This window comes from Aeromonas veronii bv. veronii (assembly GCF_000820225.1).
Lineage (GTDB): Bacteria > Pseudomonadota > Gammaproteobacteria > Enterobacterales > Aeromonadaceae > Aeromonas > Aeromonas veronii.
This window is the reverse complement of sequence record NZ_CDDK01000040.1, coordinates 86,213-105,747: the sequence shown is the minus strand read 5'-3', so window position 1 is coordinate 105,747 and position 19,535 is coordinate 86,213. Positions and strand designations below refer to the sequence as shown.

Annotated in this window: 19 protein-coding genes; 2 read left to right on the top strand and 17 right to left on the bottom strand. The window is 58.1% G+C overall.

Annotation, left to right across the window (positions count from 1 at the left end; genetic code table 11):
• Positions 1-8: 8 nt before the first annotated feature.
• From holB to yceD, 12 genes are all read right to left on the bottom strand, one after another.
• Positions 9-956: a DNA polymerase III subunit delta' gene (holB, locus tag BN1139_RS16880; protein ID WP_005351859.1), complete on the bottom strand. Its 948-nt coding sequence runs from the start codon at positions 954-956 to the stop codon at positions 9-11.
• Positions 941-1,582 carry a dTMP kinase gene (gene tmk / locus BN1139_RS16875; RefSeq protein WP_005345536.1) on the bottom strand — a complete coding sequence of 214 codons (642 nt, stop codon included), beginning with the start codon at positions 1,580-1,582 and terminating at the stop codon, positions 941-943. The genes holB and tmk overlap by 16 nt, the downstream gene beginning before the upstream one ends.
• Entirely contained in the window at positions 1,582-2,583 is a 1,002-nt protein-coding gene (gene mltG / locus BN1139_RS16870; protein ID WP_005333156.1) for an endolytic transglycosylase MltG, read from the bottom strand. The genes tmk and mltG overlap by 1 nt, the downstream gene beginning before the upstream one ends.
• Complete coding sequence (pabC, locus tag BN1139_RS16865) at positions 2,573-3,379, bottom strand: aminodeoxychorismate lyase (RefSeq protein ID WP_005351856.1); 807 nt, start codon at positions 3,377-3,379, stop codon at positions 2,573-2,575. The genes mltG and pabC overlap by 11 nt, the downstream gene beginning before the upstream one ends.
• Before the next feature lie 68 nt (positions 3,380-3,447).
• Positions 3,448-4,689: a beta-ketoacyl-ACP synthase II gene (gene fabF / locus BN1139_RS16860; protein ID WP_005351854.1), complete on the bottom strand. Its 1,242-nt coding sequence runs from the start codon at positions 4,687-4,689 to the stop codon at positions 3,448-3,450.
• Between the two features lie 82 nt (positions 4,690-4,771).
• Positions 4,772-5,008 (bottom strand): acyl carrier protein, encoded by a 237-nt coding sequence (gene acpP, locus BN1139_RS16855; protein ID WP_005300909.1) that lies wholly within the window; start codon positions 5,006-5,008, stop codon positions 4,772-4,774.
• A gap of 158 nt (positions 5,009-5,166) precedes the next feature.
• Entirely contained in the window at positions 5,167-5,901 is a 735-nt protein-coding gene (fabG, locus tag BN1139_RS16850; RefSeq protein WP_005351850.1) for a 3-oxoacyl-ACP reductase FabG, read from the bottom strand.
• A 13-nt stretch (positions 5,902-5,914) separates the two neighbouring features.
• A complete protein-coding gene (gene fabD, locus BN1139_RS16845) occupies positions 5,915-6,850 on the bottom strand; it encodes an ACP S-malonyltransferase (protein ID WP_005351848.1) in 936 nt (311 codons plus the stop codon).
• 71 nt (positions 6,851-6,921) lie between these two features.
• Positions 6,922-7,881, bottom strand: a complete 960-nt coding sequence (locus tag BN1139_RS16840) for a beta-ketoacyl-ACP synthase III (protein ID WP_013723765.1) — start codon at positions 7,879-7,881, stop codon at positions 6,922-6,924.
• Positions 7,882-7,888: 7 nt separating this feature from the next.
• Positions 7,889-8,908 carry a phosphate acyltransferase PlsX gene (plsX, locus tag BN1139_RS16835; RefSeq protein WP_005351844.1) on the bottom strand — a complete coding sequence of 340 codons (1,020 nt, stop codon included), beginning with the start codon at positions 8,906-8,908 and terminating at the stop codon, positions 7,889-7,891.
• A 9-nt stretch (positions 8,909-8,917) separates the two neighbouring features.
• Positions 8,918-9,085 (bottom strand): 50S ribosomal protein L32, encoded by a 168-nt coding sequence (gene rpmF, locus BN1139_RS16830; protein ID WP_005300935.1) that lies wholly within the window; start codon positions 9,083-9,085, stop codon positions 8,918-8,920.
• A gap of 19 nt (positions 9,086-9,104) precedes the next feature.
• Positions 9,105-9,626, bottom strand: a complete 522-nt coding sequence (yceD, locus tag BN1139_RS16825) for a 23S rRNA accumulation protein YceD (protein WP_013723766.1) — start codon at positions 9,624-9,626, stop codon at positions 9,105-9,107.
• A gap of 119 nt (positions 9,627-9,745) precedes the next feature.
• Here yceD and BN1139_RS16820 point away from each other — a divergent pair, with 119 nt between their 5' ends.
• Positions 9,746-10,327, top strand: a complete 582-nt coding sequence (locus BN1139_RS16820) for a Maf family protein (RefSeq protein ID WP_013723767.1) — start codon at positions 9,746-9,748, stop codon at positions 10,325-10,327.
• Between the two features lie 100 nt (positions 10,328-10,427).
• On the opposite strand, the gene BN1139_RS16815 is transcribed toward BN1139_RS16820, so the two are convergent.
• Together BN1139_RS16815 and rluC are read right to left on the bottom strand one after the other, a co-directional pair.
• Positions 10,428-11,090, bottom strand: coding sequence for an HAD-IA family hydrolase (locus tag BN1139_RS16815; RefSeq protein ID WP_005351823.1), 663 nt, complete (start codon positions 11,088-11,090; stop codon positions 10,428-10,430).
• On the bottom strand, positions 11,090-12,034 hold the full coding sequence (rluC, locus tag BN1139_RS16810) for a 23S rRNA pseudouridine(955/2504/2580) synthase RluC (protein WP_005351815.1): 945 nt from the start codon (positions 12,032-12,034) through the stop codon (positions 11,090-11,092). Before rluC ends, BN1139_RS16815 begins: the two co-directional genes overlap by 1 nt.
• A 413-nt stretch (positions 12,035-12,447) precedes the next feature.
• Here rluC and rne point away from each other — a divergent pair, with 413 nt between their 5' ends.
• Positions 12,448-15,540 carry a ribonuclease E gene (gene rne / locus BN1139_RS16805; RefSeq protein WP_005351813.1) on the top strand — a complete coding sequence of 1,031 codons (3,093 nt, stop codon included), beginning with the start codon at positions 12,448-12,450 and terminating at the stop codon, positions 15,538-15,540.
• A 746-nt stretch (positions 15,541-16,286) separates the two neighbouring features.
• Here rne and fruA read toward each other — a convergent pair.
• The 3 genes from fruA to BN1139_RS21815 form a co-directional block, all read right to left on the bottom strand.
• Positions 16,287-18,011, bottom strand: coding sequence for a PTS fructose transporter subunit IIBC (gene fruA / locus BN1139_RS16800; RefSeq protein ID WP_005351807.1), 1,725 nt, complete (start codon positions 18,009-18,011; stop codon positions 16,287-16,289).
• On the bottom strand, positions 18,008-18,997 hold the full coding sequence (gene pfkB, locus BN1139_RS16795; RefSeq protein ID WP_005351804.1) for a 1-phosphofructokinase: 990 nt from the start codon (positions 18,995-18,997) through the stop codon (positions 18,008-18,010). The genes fruA and pfkB overlap by 4 nt, the downstream gene beginning before the upstream one ends.
• A partial coding sequence (locus BN1139_RS21815; RefSeq protein ID WP_238325699.1) for an HPr family phosphocarrier protein occupies positions 18,997-19,535 on the bottom strand: 539 nt, incomplete at its 5' end. The genes BN1139_RS21815 and pfkB, both read right to left, overlap by 1 nt.

Sequence of the window (19,535 nt, the reverse complement as noted above, 5' to 3'; positions counted from 1 at the left end):
GTCGGTACTTATAACCAGCGACTGAGCCAGTTCATCAGATGGATGGTGGGATTGGAGAGCTGACCCGGCTGACATGCCGCTTTCAGGGCAACCAGATCTTGTTCTGCCTCCAGCAGTTTTTCGCTGGAGTGCTGCTCCGCCAACCGTTGACTCAAGATGGCCAGATCAGGCATTGCCAGCAGATGGTGACCACATCCGGCCTGGGTTTTCAGGGCATCGCACAAGAAGAGCTGCAACCAGTGCAACCTGACCTGCGTCTCCTGACCAAGCTGGCTGCACAATGCCGTCGCCTTGACCGGACTTTGACTCAGGGCGACAAACTGTTCCAGCAGTTCGCGGCGAGTACCGTCCTGTTGCTGCTCGATATAGTCGAGTACCCGCAGCGGGGCCCCCTGACAGATCCGCACCTGAGCCAGAGTGGCCTGATGACCCTGCTCGGCCAACCAGCGTACTGTTTCCCCTTCCGCAGGCAACTGACAGACATGTTTGTGACAGCGACTGAGAATGGTGGGAAGCAACCGGGAAACCTGGGAGGCAATCAGCAACAGCAAGCTGTCGCCGGCCGGCTCTTCCAGGGTTTTCAACAGGGCATTGGCTGCCGATTCGGTCATCCGCTCCGCATCAGGAATGATCACCACCTTGCCACGGCCGAGCTGGGCAGAGCCCTGTAGCCGGGTGCAGATCTCGCGAATGGCCTCGACCCCGATGGTCTTGCTGTCGCGCGTTATGGTGCCGAGATCCGGGTGGTTGCCCTTGTCAAACAGCTGGCAGGAGTGGCACTGACCACACGGTTCTCCACGATCCGGTTGTTGGCAAAGGTGCAAACGCGCCAGCCGCTCAGCCAGTTGCTCCTTGCCAAGACCGGGATCGCCCAGCAACAACCAGGCGTGGCCGAGACGACCGGACTGGGCCGTCTGGCTCAGGGCATGCCAGTCGGGGATCAGCCAGGGATACATAGCGGCTCGTTCGACAGATAGTGATCCAATGCACGCTCGATGGCAGCTTTGACCTGTTCCGGCGTTTGCGCCGCATCGATCACCACAATGGAATCATCCTTGGCGGCCAGTTCGAGATAACGAGTTCGGGTACGCTCGAAGAAGCTCAGTTGCTCCAGTTCGATGCGATCCAGCTCGCCACGATGGCGAGCACGCTGCAAGCCAAGGGCAGGATCGATATCGAGATAGAGGGTGAGATCCGGCTTGAAATTGCCAAGCACCGCCTGCTTGATGGCACCGATAAGCTGGGCATCGATACCACGGCCGCCACCCTGATAGGCCTGGGAGGAGAGATCGTGGCGATCCCCCACCACCCAGACACCGTCGGCCAGTGCGGGTTTGATGCGGGTCTCCACCAGTTGTACCCGGGAGGCATACATCAGCAGCAATTCCGCCTCGATGGTGAGGCGCTCGTCGTGCACCTCTTTGACGATGGCCCGCATCCGCTCGGCCAGCGGCGTACCACCTGGCTCGCGGGTGCACTCGATCCGGTTGATGCCGTGGCGCTGCAGATAGTCGGTCACATAACGAACGGCCGAGCTCTTCCCTGCCCCTTCCAATCCTTCGATCACAATAAATTTAGACATTAGGGTTTCTTCAATATGTATTCGCGAACCGCCCGATTGTGTTCATCGAGGGTCTTGGAGAAATAGTGGGCACCGCCCCCCTTGGCGACAAAGTAGAGATAATCGGTCGATTTGGGGTTAAGCGCAGCTTCGATGGAGGCCTTGCCCGGCATGGCAATAGGCGTGGGCGGCAGACCGTCGATCACATAGGTGTTGTAGGGATTCTTGTCGGTCAGATCGCTGCGGCGAATGTTGCCATCGTAGCGATCCTTCACCCCGTAAATGACGGTGGGATCGGTTTGCAACTTCATGCCCAGACGCAGACGATTGACAAACACCGAGGCGATCTGTGCCCGCTCGTCCGGCTGACCGGTCTCTTTCTCGATGATGGAGGCCATGATCAACGCCTCGTAGGGGGTCTTGTAAGGCAGGTTGGCCTGACGTTTCTCCCAGCTCTGCTGCAGGAAAGTCTCCATATCCTGATGGGCACGACGCAGGATCGAGAGATCGCTGGCATGGGTGGTATAGGCGTAGGTTTCCGGCAGGAACCACCCCTCCAGCTTGCCATTCTCGATGCCGAGCTCCTGCGCCAGGTCGGCTTCTGATTGCTCGACGGTCAACCGCTCAAGATATGGGGCGCTGGAGAGTTGCTTCTGCCAATCCTCGAAACGGGAACCTTCGACGAAGGTGAGGCTGAAGTGAAACTCCTTGCCCGATGCGAACAGGGAAAGGGTCTCCTTGAGAGGGGCCCCTTCCTTGATTTCGTAGGTGCCCGATTTGATGGCCACCAGTTCGGGATGGCTGCGCAGCCAGAGCCGCACCGCCCAGGGGCTGGTTTCCCCCTCACCCAGTTCGGCGATGAGGCGCGCCGCATGGGCGCCCTTCTCCACCGTAAAGAGCCGGGTCGGCCCCTTGTTGGTGAGCGTCTCTACCTGCTGCCATTTGTAATGTACATAACCCCCGGCAGCGGCTACCGTCAGTGCCGCCCCCGCGAGCAGGGTGTAAAGCCGATTAAACTTCAATGACCAAACGCTCCTGTAAACGGCGACTCAATACCGCTGGGGGATAGTGAATATCCTCTATGCCATTGACCGGCACGATCCCCATCAGGGTATTGGTGAGCCACACCTCTTCCGCCTGCCATAGTGACTCCAGCGGAGCCTCTACCACACGCAACTCAATACTCATCTGTTTCAGCATCGCCATCACCTGGCGGCGCATGATGCCATCGACACCACCGCGGGCGAGATCGGGCGTAAACACCGTCTTGCCCCGACGCCAAAACAGATTGGCACTGACCCCTTCAATGAGAAAACCGCGACTGTTAAGCACTATCCCTTCGACTGCATTTCGGCTGACAAGTTCGCTTTTCAGCAATACCTGCTCCAGACGATTCAAGGTTTTAAGCCCGGCCAGCATGGGGGCATCGCCGATCCGCTGGCGGCACACCACCATCTCGATCCCCTCCTGTTGCCACTGGCCATAGTGAGTGGGAAATGGCGCCAGAGTGACAATCCGGGTTGTGTGCTGACATCCGCTGCCATCATAGCCCCGCCCCCCTTCGCCACGGGTCAGGATCACCTTGGCCACGCATTGTGGCTGGTCGGCCACCATCTCTTCAACCTCCCGGGTCAAGAGGTCCCAGTCCGGTTCAACCAATCCCAACCGGTTGTTCGCCTGCTGCAACCGTGCCAGATGGGCAGGCCACTGCAACACGCGTCCCTCCCTGACCGCCATGGTGGTGAAATGACCGTCACCATAAGCCAGCCCCCGATCATGGGCCGAGATGGTATCAAGCTTCATGCCATTGATAAGCAAAGGGATCCCTCCGATAAAAAAGGCCCGATACCGGCAGTATCGGGCCTGTGTCTTTGCCCTGCGGCAAATTATACGCGTTTGAAGATCAGTGAGCCATTGGTGCCGCCAAAACCAAACGAGTTGGAAAGGGCGTACTCGAAGCTACCTGGCTTGGCCACATGGGGTACCAGATCCAGATCGCACTCATCATCCGGGTTGTCCAGGTTAATGGTGGGCGGAGCCACCTGATCACGCAGGGCCAACACAGTGATGATCGCCTCGATGGCACCGGCGGCGCCCAACAGGTGACCGGTCATCGACTTGGTGGAGCTCACCATCAGGGATTTGGCGTGCTCACCAAACACCGACTTCATGCCACGCAGCTCGGCCACATCACCCAGCGGGGTGGAGGTACCGTGCGCGTTGATGTAACCAATCTGCTCGGGGGCAATGCCGGCATCCTTGATGGCATTTTTCATGGCGCGAGCACCACCGTTGCCATCTGCAGGAGGCGCAGTCATGTGGTACGCGTCACCGCTCATACCAAAACCGACCAGCTCGGCGTAGATCTTGGCGCCACGGGCCTTGGCGTGTTCGTACTCTTCCAGCACCAGTACACCGGCACCGTCACCCAGCACGAAACCGTCGCGATCCTTATCCCACGGACGGCTCGCTTTTTGCGGCTCGTCGTTGCGGTTGGAGAGTGCCTTGGCGGCAGCAAAACCACCCATCCCCATCGCGGTGGAGGCTTTCTCGGCACCGCCGGCGACCATCACGTCGGCATCACCGTAAGCGATCATCCGGCCAGCCATGCCGATGGCATGGGTACCAGTGGTACAGGCGGTCGTCACGGCGATGTTCGGCCCTTGCATACCTTTCATGATGGAGAGATGACCGGACACCATATTGATGATGGTGGACGGAACGAAGAAGGGACTGATCTTGCGCGGGCCGCCGTTGACCAAACTTTCGTGGTTCTGTTCAATCAGACCCAGACCGCCGATACCGGAGCCAATCGCCACGCCGACACGCTCGGCATTCTCTTCATTGATGGTCAGGCCGGAATCATCCAGCGCCTGCATACCGGCCGCGATGCCGTATTGAATGAAGAGATCCATTTTGCGAGCGTCTTTACGGTTGATACCGTACTGCTCTGGATCGAAATCCTTGACCAGACCTGCGAAGCGGGTTGCAAACTCGCTGGCATCAAAATGTTCGATAAGGGAAATGCCGCTCTGCCCGTTGAGCAGTGCTTGCCAGCTGGATTCGGCAGTGTTACCCACCGGGGAAAGCATCCCCAAGCCGGTCACCACGACTCTGCGTTTTGACACTGAGGTAGTCTCCGAGAGGTGTTTTGAAAGGGAACAAATACAAAAGAAGCGGCCCTTGGGCCGCTTCTCTTAGAACAGGAACTTATTCCTGATTAGCGGTGATGTAGTCGATAGCCGCTTGAACAGTGGTGATCTTTTCGGCTTCTTCATCAGGAATTTCGGTATCGAATTCTTCTTCCAGCGCCATTACCAGTTCAACGGTATCCAAAGAGTCAGCGCCCAGGTCGTCGACGAAGGAGGCAGCGTTCTTAACGTCTTCCTCTTTAACACCCAGTTGTTCGATGATGATTTTCTTTACGCGTTCTTCGATGTTGCTCATGACCTGAATTTTCCTTTAAAAATACGCTATTTGCGTCTGGTTGGGGTAGTTTATTCAATTGACGTGAGTTTGCAAGTAGCTTGCCGCTGGTCAAACCACGAAATGTGCCAAACTTCGGCGTACTATCGCAAATTTGAACAGATCTTACGACAAATTGATTACACCATGTACATCCCGCCATTAACATGCAGGGTTTCGCCGGTGATATAGGCTGCTTCATCAGAAGCCAAGAATACCACAGCTGCGGCAATTTCTTTTGGATCACCCAAACGGGCGGCAGGCACCTGACTCATGATGCCGGCACGTTGATCGTCATTCAGGGCACGGGTCATGTCGGTTTCGATGAAACCGGGAGCAACCGCGTTCACTGTGATACCACGGGATGCCACTTCCCGCGCCAACGATTTGGTAAAACCAACCAGACCGGCCTTGGCGGCAGCATAGTTGACCTGACCGGCATTGCCCATGGTTCCCACCACGGAGCCAATGCTGATGATGCGACCGTGACGTTTCTTCATCATGGCACGCAACACCGGTTTGCTCAGACGGTAAAGCGAGGTCAGATTGGTATCGATGATCTCGTTCCACTCGTCATCTTTCATCCGCATCAACAGGTTGTCACGGGTGATCCCCGCGTTGTTGATCAGGATGTCGATGTCGCCAAAGCGCGCCTTGATGGCGGCGAAGACGGCTTCGATGGATTCCTGGCTGGTCACGTTCAGTGCCATGCCGCAGCCATTGTCACCCAGATAGGCGCTGATCGCCTCGGCACCGCTCTCGCTGGTCGCCGTACCGACCACTTTCGCGCCACGGGCCACGAATGTTTCGGCAATCGCACGGCCGATGCCACGACTGGCACCGGTCACCAACACAACCTTATCGGTAAAGCTCATCACTTGCTCCTGTTTACTTGATCTGGGCCAGCGCCTGCTCGAAAGAGGCGGCATCGTTGGCGTGAATACCTTCCACGCGCTTGTCGATGCGCTTGGCGAGCCCGGTCAACACTTTGCCCGGTCCCATCTCGATCTCGAGGGTAACCCCCTCGTTGGCCATCTGCTCGACAGTCTCGGTCCAACGAACCGGGCTGAACAGCTGACGTACCAGCGCTTGCTTGATGGCGGCCGGATCCTGTTCACAGGATACGTCGACATTATTGATGACCGCGATGGTTGGAACCTTGATCTCGATCCCGTCCAGCGCAGCTGCCAGTTTTTCTGCGGCAGGTTTCATCAGCGCGCAGTGAGACGGCACGGAGACCGGCAGCGGCAGCGCACGCTTGGCGCCCGACTCTTTCATCAGCACGTTGGCACGCTCAACGGCCTCTTTGTGACCGGCGATAACCACCTGGCCCGGGGAATTGAAGTTGACCGGAGAGACCACCTGCCCATGTGCCGCTTTTTCGCAGTTGGCGGCGATGGATTCGTTATCAAGGCCGATGATGGCCGCCATGGCGCCGGTGCCTTCCGGTACCGCTTCCTGCATGGCCAGACCACGCAACTCGACCAGTTTGACCGCATCGGCAAAATCGAGTGCGCCGCTGCAAACCAGCGCGGAATACTCACCCAGGCTGTGACCCGCCATCATGGCAGGCGTTGCCCCACCCTGCTGTTGCCACAGGCGCCACAGGGCGACAGAGGCAGTCAGCAGCGCAGGCTGGGTGCGCCAGGTTTTGTTCAGATCTTCAACCGGACCATCCATCACCAGGGCAAACAGGTCATAACCCAGCACCTGACTCGCCTCGGCGAAGGTCTCCTTGATCACGGCATGTTGTTCGGCCAGCTCGGTCAGCATGCCAACGGACTGGGAACCTTGTCCCGGGAAGGCAATGGCAAATTGGGTCATCATTGATTCCTTTTAGATAAGACAAAAATGAAATCGGTGACGGGATGATGGAGATACCATCCCGCCGAAGATCAGAGTCGAACCAGCGCCGAGCCCCAGGCAAAACCGCCGCCGAAGGCCTCCAGCAGTACCAGCTGACCCGGTTTGATCCGGCCATCTCGTACCCCTTCATCGAAGGCAACCGGAACGGAAGCGGCAGAGGTATTGCCGTGCTTGTCGAGGGTCAGCACCACTTTATCGAGGCTCATACCCAACTTCTTGGCGGTGGCGCTGATGATGCGGAAGTTGGCTTGATGGGGCACCAGCCAGTCCAGCTCGCTCGGCTCAATGCCAGCAGCGGCCAGGGTTTCGGTTACGATCTCGCTCAGACGGGTGACCGCGACCTTGAAGACATCGTTGCCCTTCATGTACATGTAGGCTTCAAGCTCGGCCCCTGGCATGCCGCGACGGGGTTGCGGCAGCTTGAGCAGCTCGCCATAACGGCCATCGGCATGGAGATGGGTAGAGAGGATGCCCGGCGTCTCGCTGGCACCGACAATCACAGCCCCTGCCCCATCACCAAACAGGATGATGGTGCCGCGATCTTGCGGATCGCACATGCGGGAAAGCACATCGGCCCCGACGACCAGCACATGGCGGGCAGCGCCGGATTTGACGAACTGATCGGCAATGGAGAGTGCGTAGGTGAAACCTGCGCAGGCTGCAGCCACGTCAAAGGCAGGAATGCCCGGAACACCGAGCAGCCCCTGCAGCTCGCAGGCAGCAGCCGGGAAGGCATTTTCAGCACTGGTGGTGGCCAGCACTATCATATCGAGATCGGCAGCGGTCAGGCCGGCTGACTCCAGGGCGCGCAGGGCGGCCTGGTAAGAGAGGGTGGCAACGGTTTCGTCAGCCCCGGCAATACGGCGCTCACGGATACCGGTGCGTTCCACGATCCACTCATCACTGGTCTCAACCATCTGCTCGAGATCGGCGTTGGTACGCACTGAACTCGGCAGGTAGCTGCCAGTACCCAGAATTTTGCTATGCATAGAGTTCTTATAGATCCCTGTCAGAGAAGACAGCTTCAAGGCGATCTGCTATTTGCAGTGGAAGTTGATGTTTGGCCTCTTGTGCGGCCAGCAGGATCGCATTACACAGAGCGCGCCGTTCGGCCCGCCCATGACTTTTTACCACAATGCCGCGCAATCCTAACAGACTTGCCCCGTTATACTGGTCGGGGTTCAGGTAAGAAAAACGCCGTTTGAACATAAATCCGGCGATCCGGCCAAGAAAAGTGCGTTTCTTGCGGGGATATCCGGCCAGCTGGGCCATCATCCGCACCACCCCTTCTGCCGTCTTGAGGGCGACATTGCCGACAAAACCGTCGCAGACGATCACGTCGCTGTCGCCGCTGAAGATGCGATCCCCTTCGACAAACCCGACATAATTGAGCGCGTGGCACTGACGCAACAATTCGGCGCTGTGGCGCACCAGATCGTTGCCCTTGATCTCCTCCTCGCCGATGTTGAGCAAAGCAACACGGGGGGATGCAATGCCTTCTACCTTTTCGGCCACCACAGAGCCCATCACGGCAAACTGCAGCAAGGTATCCGCATCGCAACTGACGTTGGCGCCGAGATCCAGCATCACGGTACGTTTGCCACTCAATGTCGGCAACGCCTTGATGAGGGCGGGTCTGTCTACCCCTGGCAAGGATTTGAGCACGCACTTGGCCATCGCCATCAGCGCTCCGGTATTGCCGGCACTGACGCAAGCATCGGCCTCACCGGCTTTCACCAGATTGAGTACCACCCGCATGGAGGAGTCTTTCAGAGTTCGCAGCGCCACGATCGGTTTATCGCCCATGCCAACCACTTGGGATGCATGTACAAAACGGACTCGGGGATGATTTAGCAAACCATGTTGCTGCAGCAGAGAGGAGGTCTGGTGCTGGTCGCCGACCAGGATCAGTTTTAACTGGGGTAAAAGAGACAGTGCCTGCACGGCGGCAGGCACTGTTTCCGAGGGGCCAATATCTCCCCCCATGATGTCTAGCGCGACAGTTTGCGTAGACAAAGGCAATCCTTAAGCGATTACCTTTTTACCGCGGTAGAAACCATCGGCAGTCACGTGGTGACGACGATGAATTTCGCCACTGGTCTGATCAACAGTCAGGGCAGCGGTGGTCAGCGCATCGTGGGAACGACGCATGCCACGCTTGGCACGGGTTTTACGGTTCTGTTGTACGGCCATTGTAGGCTAACTCCTAAATTCACTTACGTTTAAGCTCTTCAAGAACTGCAAAGGGATTCGGCCGCTCATCAGCAGGTTCGATTTCACCCCAGGTCATCTCCATGTTTCCTCTCGGGCATGCATCCAGAGAATGCATTGCGACTTGAGGCAACGAGAGGATGAGTTCATCCTCCAGGATTTGATGAAGATCTATCTCGCCGTTTTCGTCCAACTCAATGGGCTCATAAGCTTCCGGCAGTTCTTCCTCGTTTGTTCTTTCGAACAGCGGAGTGTAGATAAATTCAGCTTCACAGAGGTGTTCGAATGTCTCTCCGCAACGTTGGCAAACCAGGTCAACCTTGGCATGGGCAGTGCCTTTCATAACGGTCAACTTCTGGACATCTTTGCCAAAGTGCAGTGATACATCGATATCACTCTGCAAGCCAGCGGTTGATTCCTCCAGCCTGGGCATCTGCGACTTTTCCACTATCCCGATGTAATCGAGCAGCTTCAAGGCACTACGGACTGGATCAACCTTAACGGGCAACTTCACCTTTTGCATAGGGCGCGAATAATATAGGTCCAACAACTGATAGTCAAAGGAAAAAGTCCTTACCGCCGATGATTTTAACGTCACAAGTCCCTAGAATGCCGGTACTCGCTTTCATCGGTAACTCGATTATGCCACAGAATCTGCTCCTCGCCTCAACTTCTCGCTATCGCAAAGCCCTGCTGGAGAAGCTCGGTCTCCCTTTTGAATGTGCCGCCCCCGATGTGGATGAGCAACCACTGGCTGGCGAATCCGCCGAGGCGCTGGTGGCCAGACTGGCTCGTGCCAAGGCTGATGCCATCGCCCAACATCGTGATCACGGCTTGATCATCGGATCTGATCAGGTGTGTGTCTGCAATAATCACATCCTCGGCAAACCGGGCACCATCGACAATGCCATCGCCCAGCTGATGGAGGCTCAAGGTCGCAGCGTCACCTTTTACACCGGGCTGTGCGTACTTAACGCTGCAACCAATGAGATTCATCAATTGATTGAACCGTTTACGGTCCACTTTCGCGATCTCGACGAATCCGCCATTCGCCGCTATGTAGAGGCTGAACTGCCCCTCGATTGTGCGGGCAGTTTCAAATGCGAAGGGATGGGGATCGTGCTGTTCAAGGGGCTGGAAGGGCGCGATCCTAACGCCTTGATCGGTCTGCCGCTGATCGGCCTGATCGAGCTGCTGGAGCGCCACGGTATTGCCCTGCCCTGATCGCGGACGAATAGATAAGCTAGATCGAGCATATAAAAAGCCCGGTCAATAGACCGGGCTTCTGTTATCAATCAGATCGATGTCTCTTAAAAAGAGGCGTCTATAACAGCCCGCGAAGAGCCGCCATAGAATCCACCACCGCCACTGGCCCGTGACGACTGAGGGCATCGCGGCTATCTACACCCCAAGTAACGCCAATGCGCGGCATGGCAATTGCCTCGGCCATCGCCATATCGTGAACAGAGTCGCCGATCATGACGGCCTGCCGGGGTGACAGCCCCAGCTCGTCCAGGATCTGCTCAAGCATCAGCGGATCAGGCTTGGAGCGAGCCTCATCGGCCCCGCGACTGGTTACAAACAACGGGCGCAGCCCGGTCTCATCCAATACCCCATCCAGCCCACGGCGTGATTTGCCGGTCGCGACGGCCAGTTGCAGCCCTCGTGACCGCCAATCATGCAGCAACTCCCCTGCCCCGGCAAACAACGGGCTGGGGGTGGCATCGTGCAGATAGTGATGACGATAGCGATCGATGAGTGCGGCAATCTGGCGCTCATCAAAGGCACTACCACTGCCACTACTTAAAGGAAACAGACGGGACATGGCGACATCAAGGCTCAATCCGATGATCTGCCGGATCTGGGCTGGTGCAGGTACCGCCAGCTCACAATCTCTGGCGGCCCCTTGCACACAGGCAACAATCCGGCCTACCGAATCCATCAGGGTGCCGTCCCAATCGAAAATGGCGAGCCGGATATCTTGCATCAGCGTGGCAAGCCGTTGAGGAAGTTGTCGAGCTCAGGTGCCAGCGGCGCTTCTACCTGCATTTCGCGACCATCGGCCGGATGGGTGAAGCTGAGCTTCCAAGCATGCAAAAAGAGCCGTTTCAGACCTTGGCTGCGCATTTTCTCGTCAAACGCCGCTTCACCGTACTTATCGTCACAGGCGATCGGGTGACCGGCATGCAGGGTGTGCACGCGGATCTGGTGGGTACGACCAGTAATGGGGCTGCACTCGACCAGAGTCGCTTCGGCAAATTGACGCACGATGCGGAACCGGGTTTCGGAGGGCTTGCCATCGGCACTGACCCGTACTACCCGTTCACCGGATTGCAGATCGTTTTTGCGCAGCGGCGCATTAACCACCTTGACGTGAGCCTGCCACTTGCCACGCACCAGCGCCAGATACTGCTTGCGCATGGTCTTGACGCGCAACTGCTCATGCAGGCTGCGCAGGGCGCTGCGTTTTTTGGCAACCAGCAATACCCCAGAGGTGTCGCGATCCAGTCGATGAACCAGTTCAAGGAAGCGGGCTTCCGGACGCAGGGCGCGCAGCCCTTCAATCACGCCAAAGCTCAGACCGCTGCCACCGTGTACTGCCATGCCGGAGGGCTTGTTCAGCACGATCATGGCATCGTCTTCGAACAGGATCTGGCTCTCCAGACGCTGGATAACCCCGAGGTTGGCTGAAGGCAGCTCATTCTTCTCGGCAACGCGCACGGGGGGTACCCGCACCTCGTCACCTGCGCAGAGTTTGTACTCCGGTTTGATGCGCTTTTTGTTTACTCGCACTTCGCCTTTACGAAGGATGCGATAGATCAGGCTCTTGGGGACGCCCTTTAGCTGAGTCTTGAGAAAATTGTCGATGCGCTGCCCGTCATGCTCAGCTTCGATGGTGAGCAGCTGCACTTGTTGTTGTATCTGTGTCATGGCGCGGATTTTAACACTGCCAGCGCCCCTTGGCTGCATGGTTTGTTGAAAAATGGCGCCTTGCTATAAAAGAGGTTTAAATGGGATAATAAACAAGGTTTTGTCATTGTGTTCAAGCCTTGTACTAAGTGGCCAAAAAGTATGCCACCCAATCCCGAAACACCGTGTATACAAGAACATGACGGTTCCCGGGTGCGAGGTACAACGCATGGAGAACACAAACATCACCGTTTATTTGTCTCCATTTCGGCATCCTTATTCATTCCTTCTCGAGAAGTGATGACCAGAACGCCCTTAGTTTGCGCCTCATGCATACCCCAACCGGGAGGTTGCCCCAGTATGCTGAAGACCCGAGGCCGGCGCTGGCAGGACCCAGATGGAGGAAATCAAAATGACACAATAATGAGAACTCAATGAAAAGAATGCTTATCAACGCAACTCAAGAAGAGGAGTTGCGCGTAGCGCTGGTTGACGGACAACAGCTCTACGATTTGGATATTGAAAGTCCGGGACACGAGCAGAAGAAAGCGAACATTTACAAGGGTAAGATCACCCGCGTAGAACCCAGCCTTGAAGCTGCTTTTGTTGACTACGGCGCCGAGCGCCACGGTTTCCTGCCGTTGAAGGAGATCGCCCGCAATTACTTCCCCTCCGGTTACTCCTATCAGGGTCGTCCCAACATCAAAGAAGTGGTCCGCGAAGGTCAGGAAGTTATCGTCCAGATCGACAAGGAAGAGCGTGGCACCAAGGGTGCAGCCCTCACCACCTTTATCAGCCTGGCAGGTAGCTACCTGGTACTGATGCCCAACAACCCCCGTGCCGGTGGTATCTCCCGCCGCATCGAGGGTGATGAGCGGACTGAACTGAAAGAAGCCCTGAGTGGTTTGACCGTGCCGGAAGGCATGGGCCTGATCGTGCGCACCGCCGGTGTGGGCAAGTCGCCAGAAGAGCTGGAATGGGATCTGAACGTTCTGCTCAACCACTGGGACTCCATCCACAAAGCCTCTCAGGAGCGCGCCGCGCCGGTACTGATCCACCAGGAAAGCAACGTCATCGTGCGTGCCATCCGTGACTATCTGCGTCGCGATGTGGGCGAGATCCTGATCGACAATCCGGTGATTTTCGAACGCGCCAAGGCCCATATCGAGCTGGTACGTCCCGATTTCCTCAACCGCGTGAAGCTGTACAAGGGTGAAGTTGCCCTGTTCAACCACTTCCAGATTGAGAGCCAGATCGAATCAGCCTTCCAGCGTGAAGTGCGCCTCCCCTCCGGCGGCAGTATCGTTATCGATCCGACCGAAGCGCTGACCTCCATCGATATCAACTCCTCCCGCGCCACCAAGGGCGGCGATATCGAAGAGACGGCGCTGCAAACCAACCTAGAAGCCGCCGACGAAATTGCCCGTCAATTGCGTCTGCGCGACCTGGGTGGCCTGATCGTAATCGACTTCATCGACATGACGCCGGTTCGCCATCAGCGCGAAGTGGAAAACCGTCTGCGTGAAGCGGTTCATCAGGATCGTGCCCGCATCCAGCTGGGCCGGATCTCCCGTTTCGGTCTGCTGGAGATGTCTCGCCAGCGTCTGCGCCCCTCCCTCAATGAATCCAGCAGCCATATCTGCCCCCGTTGCCAGGGTCAGGGCGTGATCCGTGACAACGAATCTCTCGCCCTGTCCATCCTGCGTCTCATCGAAGAAGAGGCCATGAAGGACAACACCGAGCAGGTTCACGGCCAAGTGCCGGTGGATGTTGCCGCCTATCTGCTTAACGAGAAGCGTGCCGCCATCGCCAGTCTGGAACAGCGCAATGATGTGCGTGTTTACATCATTCCGAACCAGCATCTGGAAACCCCGCACTACGAAGTAACCCGCATTCGTCAGAACGAGATCCCGGAAGCGGCCAGCTACGAGCTGAAAACCGAGATTGCCAAGCCGGTCTACCAACCGAAGCAAGCTCAGGTGATCGAGCGTGAGCAACCGCTGCTGCAAGGCTTTGCCCAACCGGCACAACCTGCCCCTGTTGCGCCGCAACAGCCGGCGGCACCCGTTGCTGCGGCCCCTGCCGAAGCCGGCTTCTTCAGCAAGCTGATCAAAGGTATTACCGGCCTGTTCAGCAGCGATGCAGCCCCTGCCGACGTGAAAGCACCCACCGAGAAACCTGCAGCTCGTGAAGCACGCAAGGATGAAGGTCAACGTCACCAGCGCGAAGAAGGCCGTGGCCGTGGTCAGCGTCCTCGTCGTGACGACAATCGTGGCAACCGCAACAATGCGGAAGCTGGCGAGAAGCGTGAAGGTGGCAACCGCGAAGCCGGTGAAAACCGCAATCGCCGTCCACGTAAAGAGCGCGAGCCTCGTCAGGAGCGTGAAGCTCGTGGCGAAGTGCGCAGCGAACAGCGCATGGAACGTGAACCCCGTCAGGAGCGAGAGCCTCGCGAACCGCGTCAGGAACGTGCGCCACGTCCGGCCCGTGAACCTCGTGCTCCCCGTGAGCCACGCGCCGAAGTCGTTGTTGAAGCGGTAGACGCCGTTGATGCAACTGTCGCCCAGCCACGTCAGGAGAAAGAGCAGAAAGTGGCCGAGCGCCGCGAACGTCGCCAACTGCGCAAGCAGATCCGCGTCGATGTCGCCGCTGCTGACACCCCTGCCCTGCCGGTTGACGAAGTACCAGCGCAAGCTGAAGTGATCGATGCTACCGTGGGTAACGAGCAGGAAGAGCAGAGTGAAGGCCAGCGCCGTTCACGCCGCACTCCGCGCAGCCAGCGTATCGAAGGCCAGCGCCGCAAGCGCATCAACGAAGATGCCCGCAGCCAGCGTGACGAAGAACAGCAAGATACTACCACTCTGACCACCGCAGCCCAGGCAGATATTGCCAAAGCGCAGGTTGAAGAGCCGGTAGTGCCTGTTGTTACCATCCCGAGCGCTGAAGCCGTCGCTGCAGCCCTGCAAGCCTCTGCGGCACTGACCGAGCATGTGGTTGTCGAAGCCGTTGCTGAAGAAGCTGCCGAGCAGGCTGCTGCCCAGGTTGAAGCAACTCAAGCCGATGTGATCGCTAGCCCGGTTGTTGAATCTTTCGCTGAGGTCGTAGTGCCAGCAGAGCCGGAAGTTGTCGTTGTCGCCGCTCCGGCTGTCAACATGGCTGCCACTGAAGTCGTTGAAACTTCGCCGGTTGTTGAAGAAGCCCCTGCTGTCAGCAATCCTGTCGTGGAAGCTGCACCGGCTGCAGTCGAAATGCCAGTTGCTGTTGTCGAAGCCCCGGCTCCTGTCGCTGCGGTTGCGGTGGAAGAGACTCCGGTCGTTACCAAACAGGTAGCTCACGGTGCTGGCCTGCTGGCTCGTGCCCGCAAAGCATCCGCCCCGATGGCAACCCCTGCCGAAGCCCCTGCCCTGCCTGCTCGTGAGCCGGTTAACTACCCGCCGCTGGTACGCAACGAAGTGAGCACATCAGGTCGTCATGGTGGCAGCACTGCCGCCGTCAACGTGGCCACCTGCCCGGCCGGTCGCCCCTAAGCAACCCGGGTTGACCCCCTAAACAAAAGCCACACCAACCGGTGTGGCTTTTTTATTTCTCTTTTCCCCTGTGCACTCACAGACACATTAATACCCATGCTCTGCAAAGCCGCTTTGTCTGTTATCTCTCTATCATTGAACACTGCGTTAACTCATGTTTACTTTTTCACGTAACAGAGAATGCCAGTTTTTCAGCGTTTATGTTCAGCATGAGGCCAACTGATTTTGTCTGTTTAAAATTTTGTTTGTTGGCATACAAAAAGTTGTATAGATGACGGTCTGCAATGGGCTGGTGTGGGGTTCAAGATTCATTTGATATGGGACCCTCTGGTTCAATGCATACTTGTCAACCAGGGCATTCGGTTGTACCGAAACCTGAATCCTCCTTTCGCAGAAATGGGGAGGTTCGTCATATAGCAAACCTGCCTCAGGTCTTGTTCAACTGATGATCAACTCAGGTTGCATCTACACAGATGTACATATAGGTAACTGTCGCTGATACAGATTTGCTTCCCGAAAGCTCGCCAGTTTCCCCCTATCCTAGCGGCAGCACAATCTATACATGGGATATTGGTTACGGCCCTTCCCCACAGAATCAAGTGTTGAAACTGAGCCTGACGCTGGCCCTGATACGCGAGACTTCAGTAACAGCGGCTCAACGATTCTGTTTAAAAGGCATATAAAAATGCCGCCCGGCTTTGCAACCGGGCGGCATTGAACTGCTTGCTTTGAAAGTGGAATGACTATCAGGCTGTTGCCAGCTTGGCCTGCTCTTCACCGCGCTTGAGCATGGCGTAGGAGACACCGGTCAACAGCGAGCCCGCCGCAATCGCCACGATATACATCATGACGTTGCTGATGGCGTGCGGGATAAAGAGCACGAACAGGCCGCCGTGGGGTGCCATCAGCTCACAGCCGAACAGCATGGAGAGCGCACCGGTCAGGGCGCCGCCCACCATACAGGCCGGGATAACCCGCATCGGATCCTTGGCGGCAAACGGAATGGCCCCCTCGGAGATAAAGCACAGACCCAGCACGAAGGAGGCCTTGCCCGCTTCCTGCTCCGCCTTGATGAACTTGGTGCGGGCCAGGAAGGTGGCGATGCCCATGCCTAGCGCCGGCACCATACCGGCGGCCATCACCGCTGCCATCGGGGCGTAGGTTTTGGAGGCCAGCAGACCAACACCGAAGGCGTAGGCCGCCTTGTTGACCGGGCCGCCCATGTCGAAGCACATCATGGCACCGATGATGACACCCAGCAGCACGGCGTTGGCAGAGCCCATGTTGTTGAGGAACTCGGTCATGGCATTCATGATGCCGGCCACCGGGCCACCCACCACGTAGATCATCACCAGGCCGGTAAAGAGGCTGGCAAACAGCGGAATAATCAGGATCGGCTTGAGCGCTTCCAGGGTAGTCGGCAGGCGCACCTTGTCACTCAGGTATTTGGCACTGTAACCGGCCAGGAAACCGGCCACGATGCCGCCAAGGAAACCGGCGCCCAGCGAGCTTGCCAACATGCCGCCGATCATGCCGGGAGCGAGACCCGGGCGGTCAGCGATGGAGTAGGCAATGTAACCGGCCAGCACCGGGATCATCAGGGCAAAGGCGGAGCCACCACCGATCTTCATCAGAGCGGCGGCCAGGGTGCCTTCCACCTTGAACGCTTCGATACCGAACACAAACGAGAGCGCGATGATAAGGCCGCCCGCCACCACCATGGGCAGCATGAAGGAGACGCCGGTCAATAGGTGCTTGTAGGGGCCTGCTTTTTCCTCTTTCTTGGGTTGGCTGGCGCCGCTGTGGCGATAGAGTGTCGCCTCGTTCCACGCCTTGTCGAGTTCGGTGCGGGTTTTCTTCAATGCCGCGCCCGTGCTGGTACGATAGACCGGCTTACCGTCAAAGCGCGCCATGTCCACTTCGATATCGGTGGCGAGGAATACCAGATCGGCAGCGGCAATCTCCTCGGCGGTCAGGGCATTCTGGGCACCGACCGAGCCTTGGGTCTCGACACGGATCTGATAACCCAGCTGTTTGGCCATGGTCTCCAGCGCCTCTGCCGACATAAAGGTGTGGGCAACGCCAGTCGGGCACGCTGTCACTGCCACGATGCGCTTGCCAGCGGCGGCCGATTTGGCGGCAGCAGGTGCGGCTTGATGGCGATAGAGGCTGGCGCCGCTGGTGGCTGCTTCCAGCAAGGCGGCGGGATCCTGCAGGGCGAGATCCATGCTGCCCTGATAGACTCGCTTGCCATCATAGGCGGCGAGATCCACCGGGGCACTGGCGACAACCACCACCAGATCGGCGGCGGCAATCTGCTCCTTGCTCGGTACTTGGCGGGGCTGCACGCTGGAGCCGACGTCAAGGGTGAGTTCCCAGCCAGCCTGTTTGGCCTGCTGTTCTATCCGTTTTGCAGCGAGAAAGCTGGTAGCAATGCCCGCCGGGCAAGCCGTAACCAAGATTGCTTTCATTGGGCATCTCCTGAGTTTTCCATTGAGGGGGTATTGCACTGAACCGGTGCCAGCACATCCAGACGCTCTACGCGCACCTGTTCAAGTAAAGGATTGAGCACATTGATATCGTCAAAGCCTACCGCCACCTGACTGACCGCCAAGGCTGAGACGGCAGTGGCCAGCCGCAGGGTCTGCTCCGGCGCCCAGCCAAGGCTGAGACCATGGGCGAGACCGGCCACCAGGGAGTCGCCAGCACCGACCGTGCTGACCACCTGCATCCGCGGTGGAATGGCCTGCCAGACGGCATCCGGGGCAAACCAGATAAGGCCGTCGGCGCCGTTGGATATGACCACGTTGGGGATGCCGCTTGCCTGCAGCGCGCGGGCACACTCGGCCTGCTCGCTCAGGGTCTTGATGGGGCGACCCGCCCACTGGCTCAGCTCCTCCAGATTGGGTTTGACCAGAGTCGGCGCCGCCTTGATCCCTTCGCTTAAAGCCGCACCGCTGCAATCGAAGATCACCTGCTTGCCCTTGGCCTTGAGCAGGCGGATCAGATGGGCACAGTAATCGGGGGCCACCCCTTTGGGCAGGCTGCCCGCCAGCACGAACCACTCAGCATGCGCAGCCAATTGGTCGATGGCCTGCTCCAGCGCGCTCACCTCCCCTTGCTCGATGGTGAGCCCCGGCAGGTTGAGATCGGTGACCCGACCAGACTGCTCGGAGATCTTGACGTTGATGCGGGTGCTGCCCGCCACGCGCACAAAGTGATCATCCAGCGCTCGCTCGGCAAACAGGGAGACAAAACTCTGTTCATTGTCAGCGCCCAGCCAACCGGTGACGCCCACCTCGCGGCCCAAGTCCTTGAGCACCATGGCGACGTTGATCCCCTTGCCTGCGGCACGCAGGTTAGCCTCGCTCACCAGATTGACCTCACCAAGGCTCATCGCCTCAAGGCGAGTAGTGAGATCAAGGGCCGGGTTGAGGGTGATGGTAACAATCTTCATCAATGCGCCCCCTCGCCGAGACCAGCGGCGATCGCCTCACCGATCCCCTTGAGGGCCGCTTCGGCATCTGCCCCTTCGGCACGAAATGCCAGACGGTGACCGCACTTGACGCCAAGGCCGATCACTTTCATCAGGCTCTTGGCGGAGACTGCCTCGCCGCTGCCATCCAGATTGGCAACCCGGATGTCGGATGCAAACTCTTTGGCCACCTTGACCAGCATGGCGCCCGGACGGGCGTGCAGACCGTGGGGGTTGATGATGGTAAAGGTTTCGGAAAGACCACTCGCAGGACCAGCTTGCAGCATGGCCAGAGCGTCATTGCCCGCCAGCGTCGCCAGCTGACCGGCAGCCGCCAGTTTGGCCAGATTCTCCAGTTGCGGCAGATGGCTGCTATCTGCGGCGCACAGCAGCAGCATGGCGCTGACCGGCAGCTCCCCTGCCGTGAGGGCGCTACTCGGGGTGGCCAGCACCCACCCGGTCTGGGCCGCTTGCGCCCGGGCCAGCCAGACGCCCTCACCCAGATAGGCGGGATCGCTTG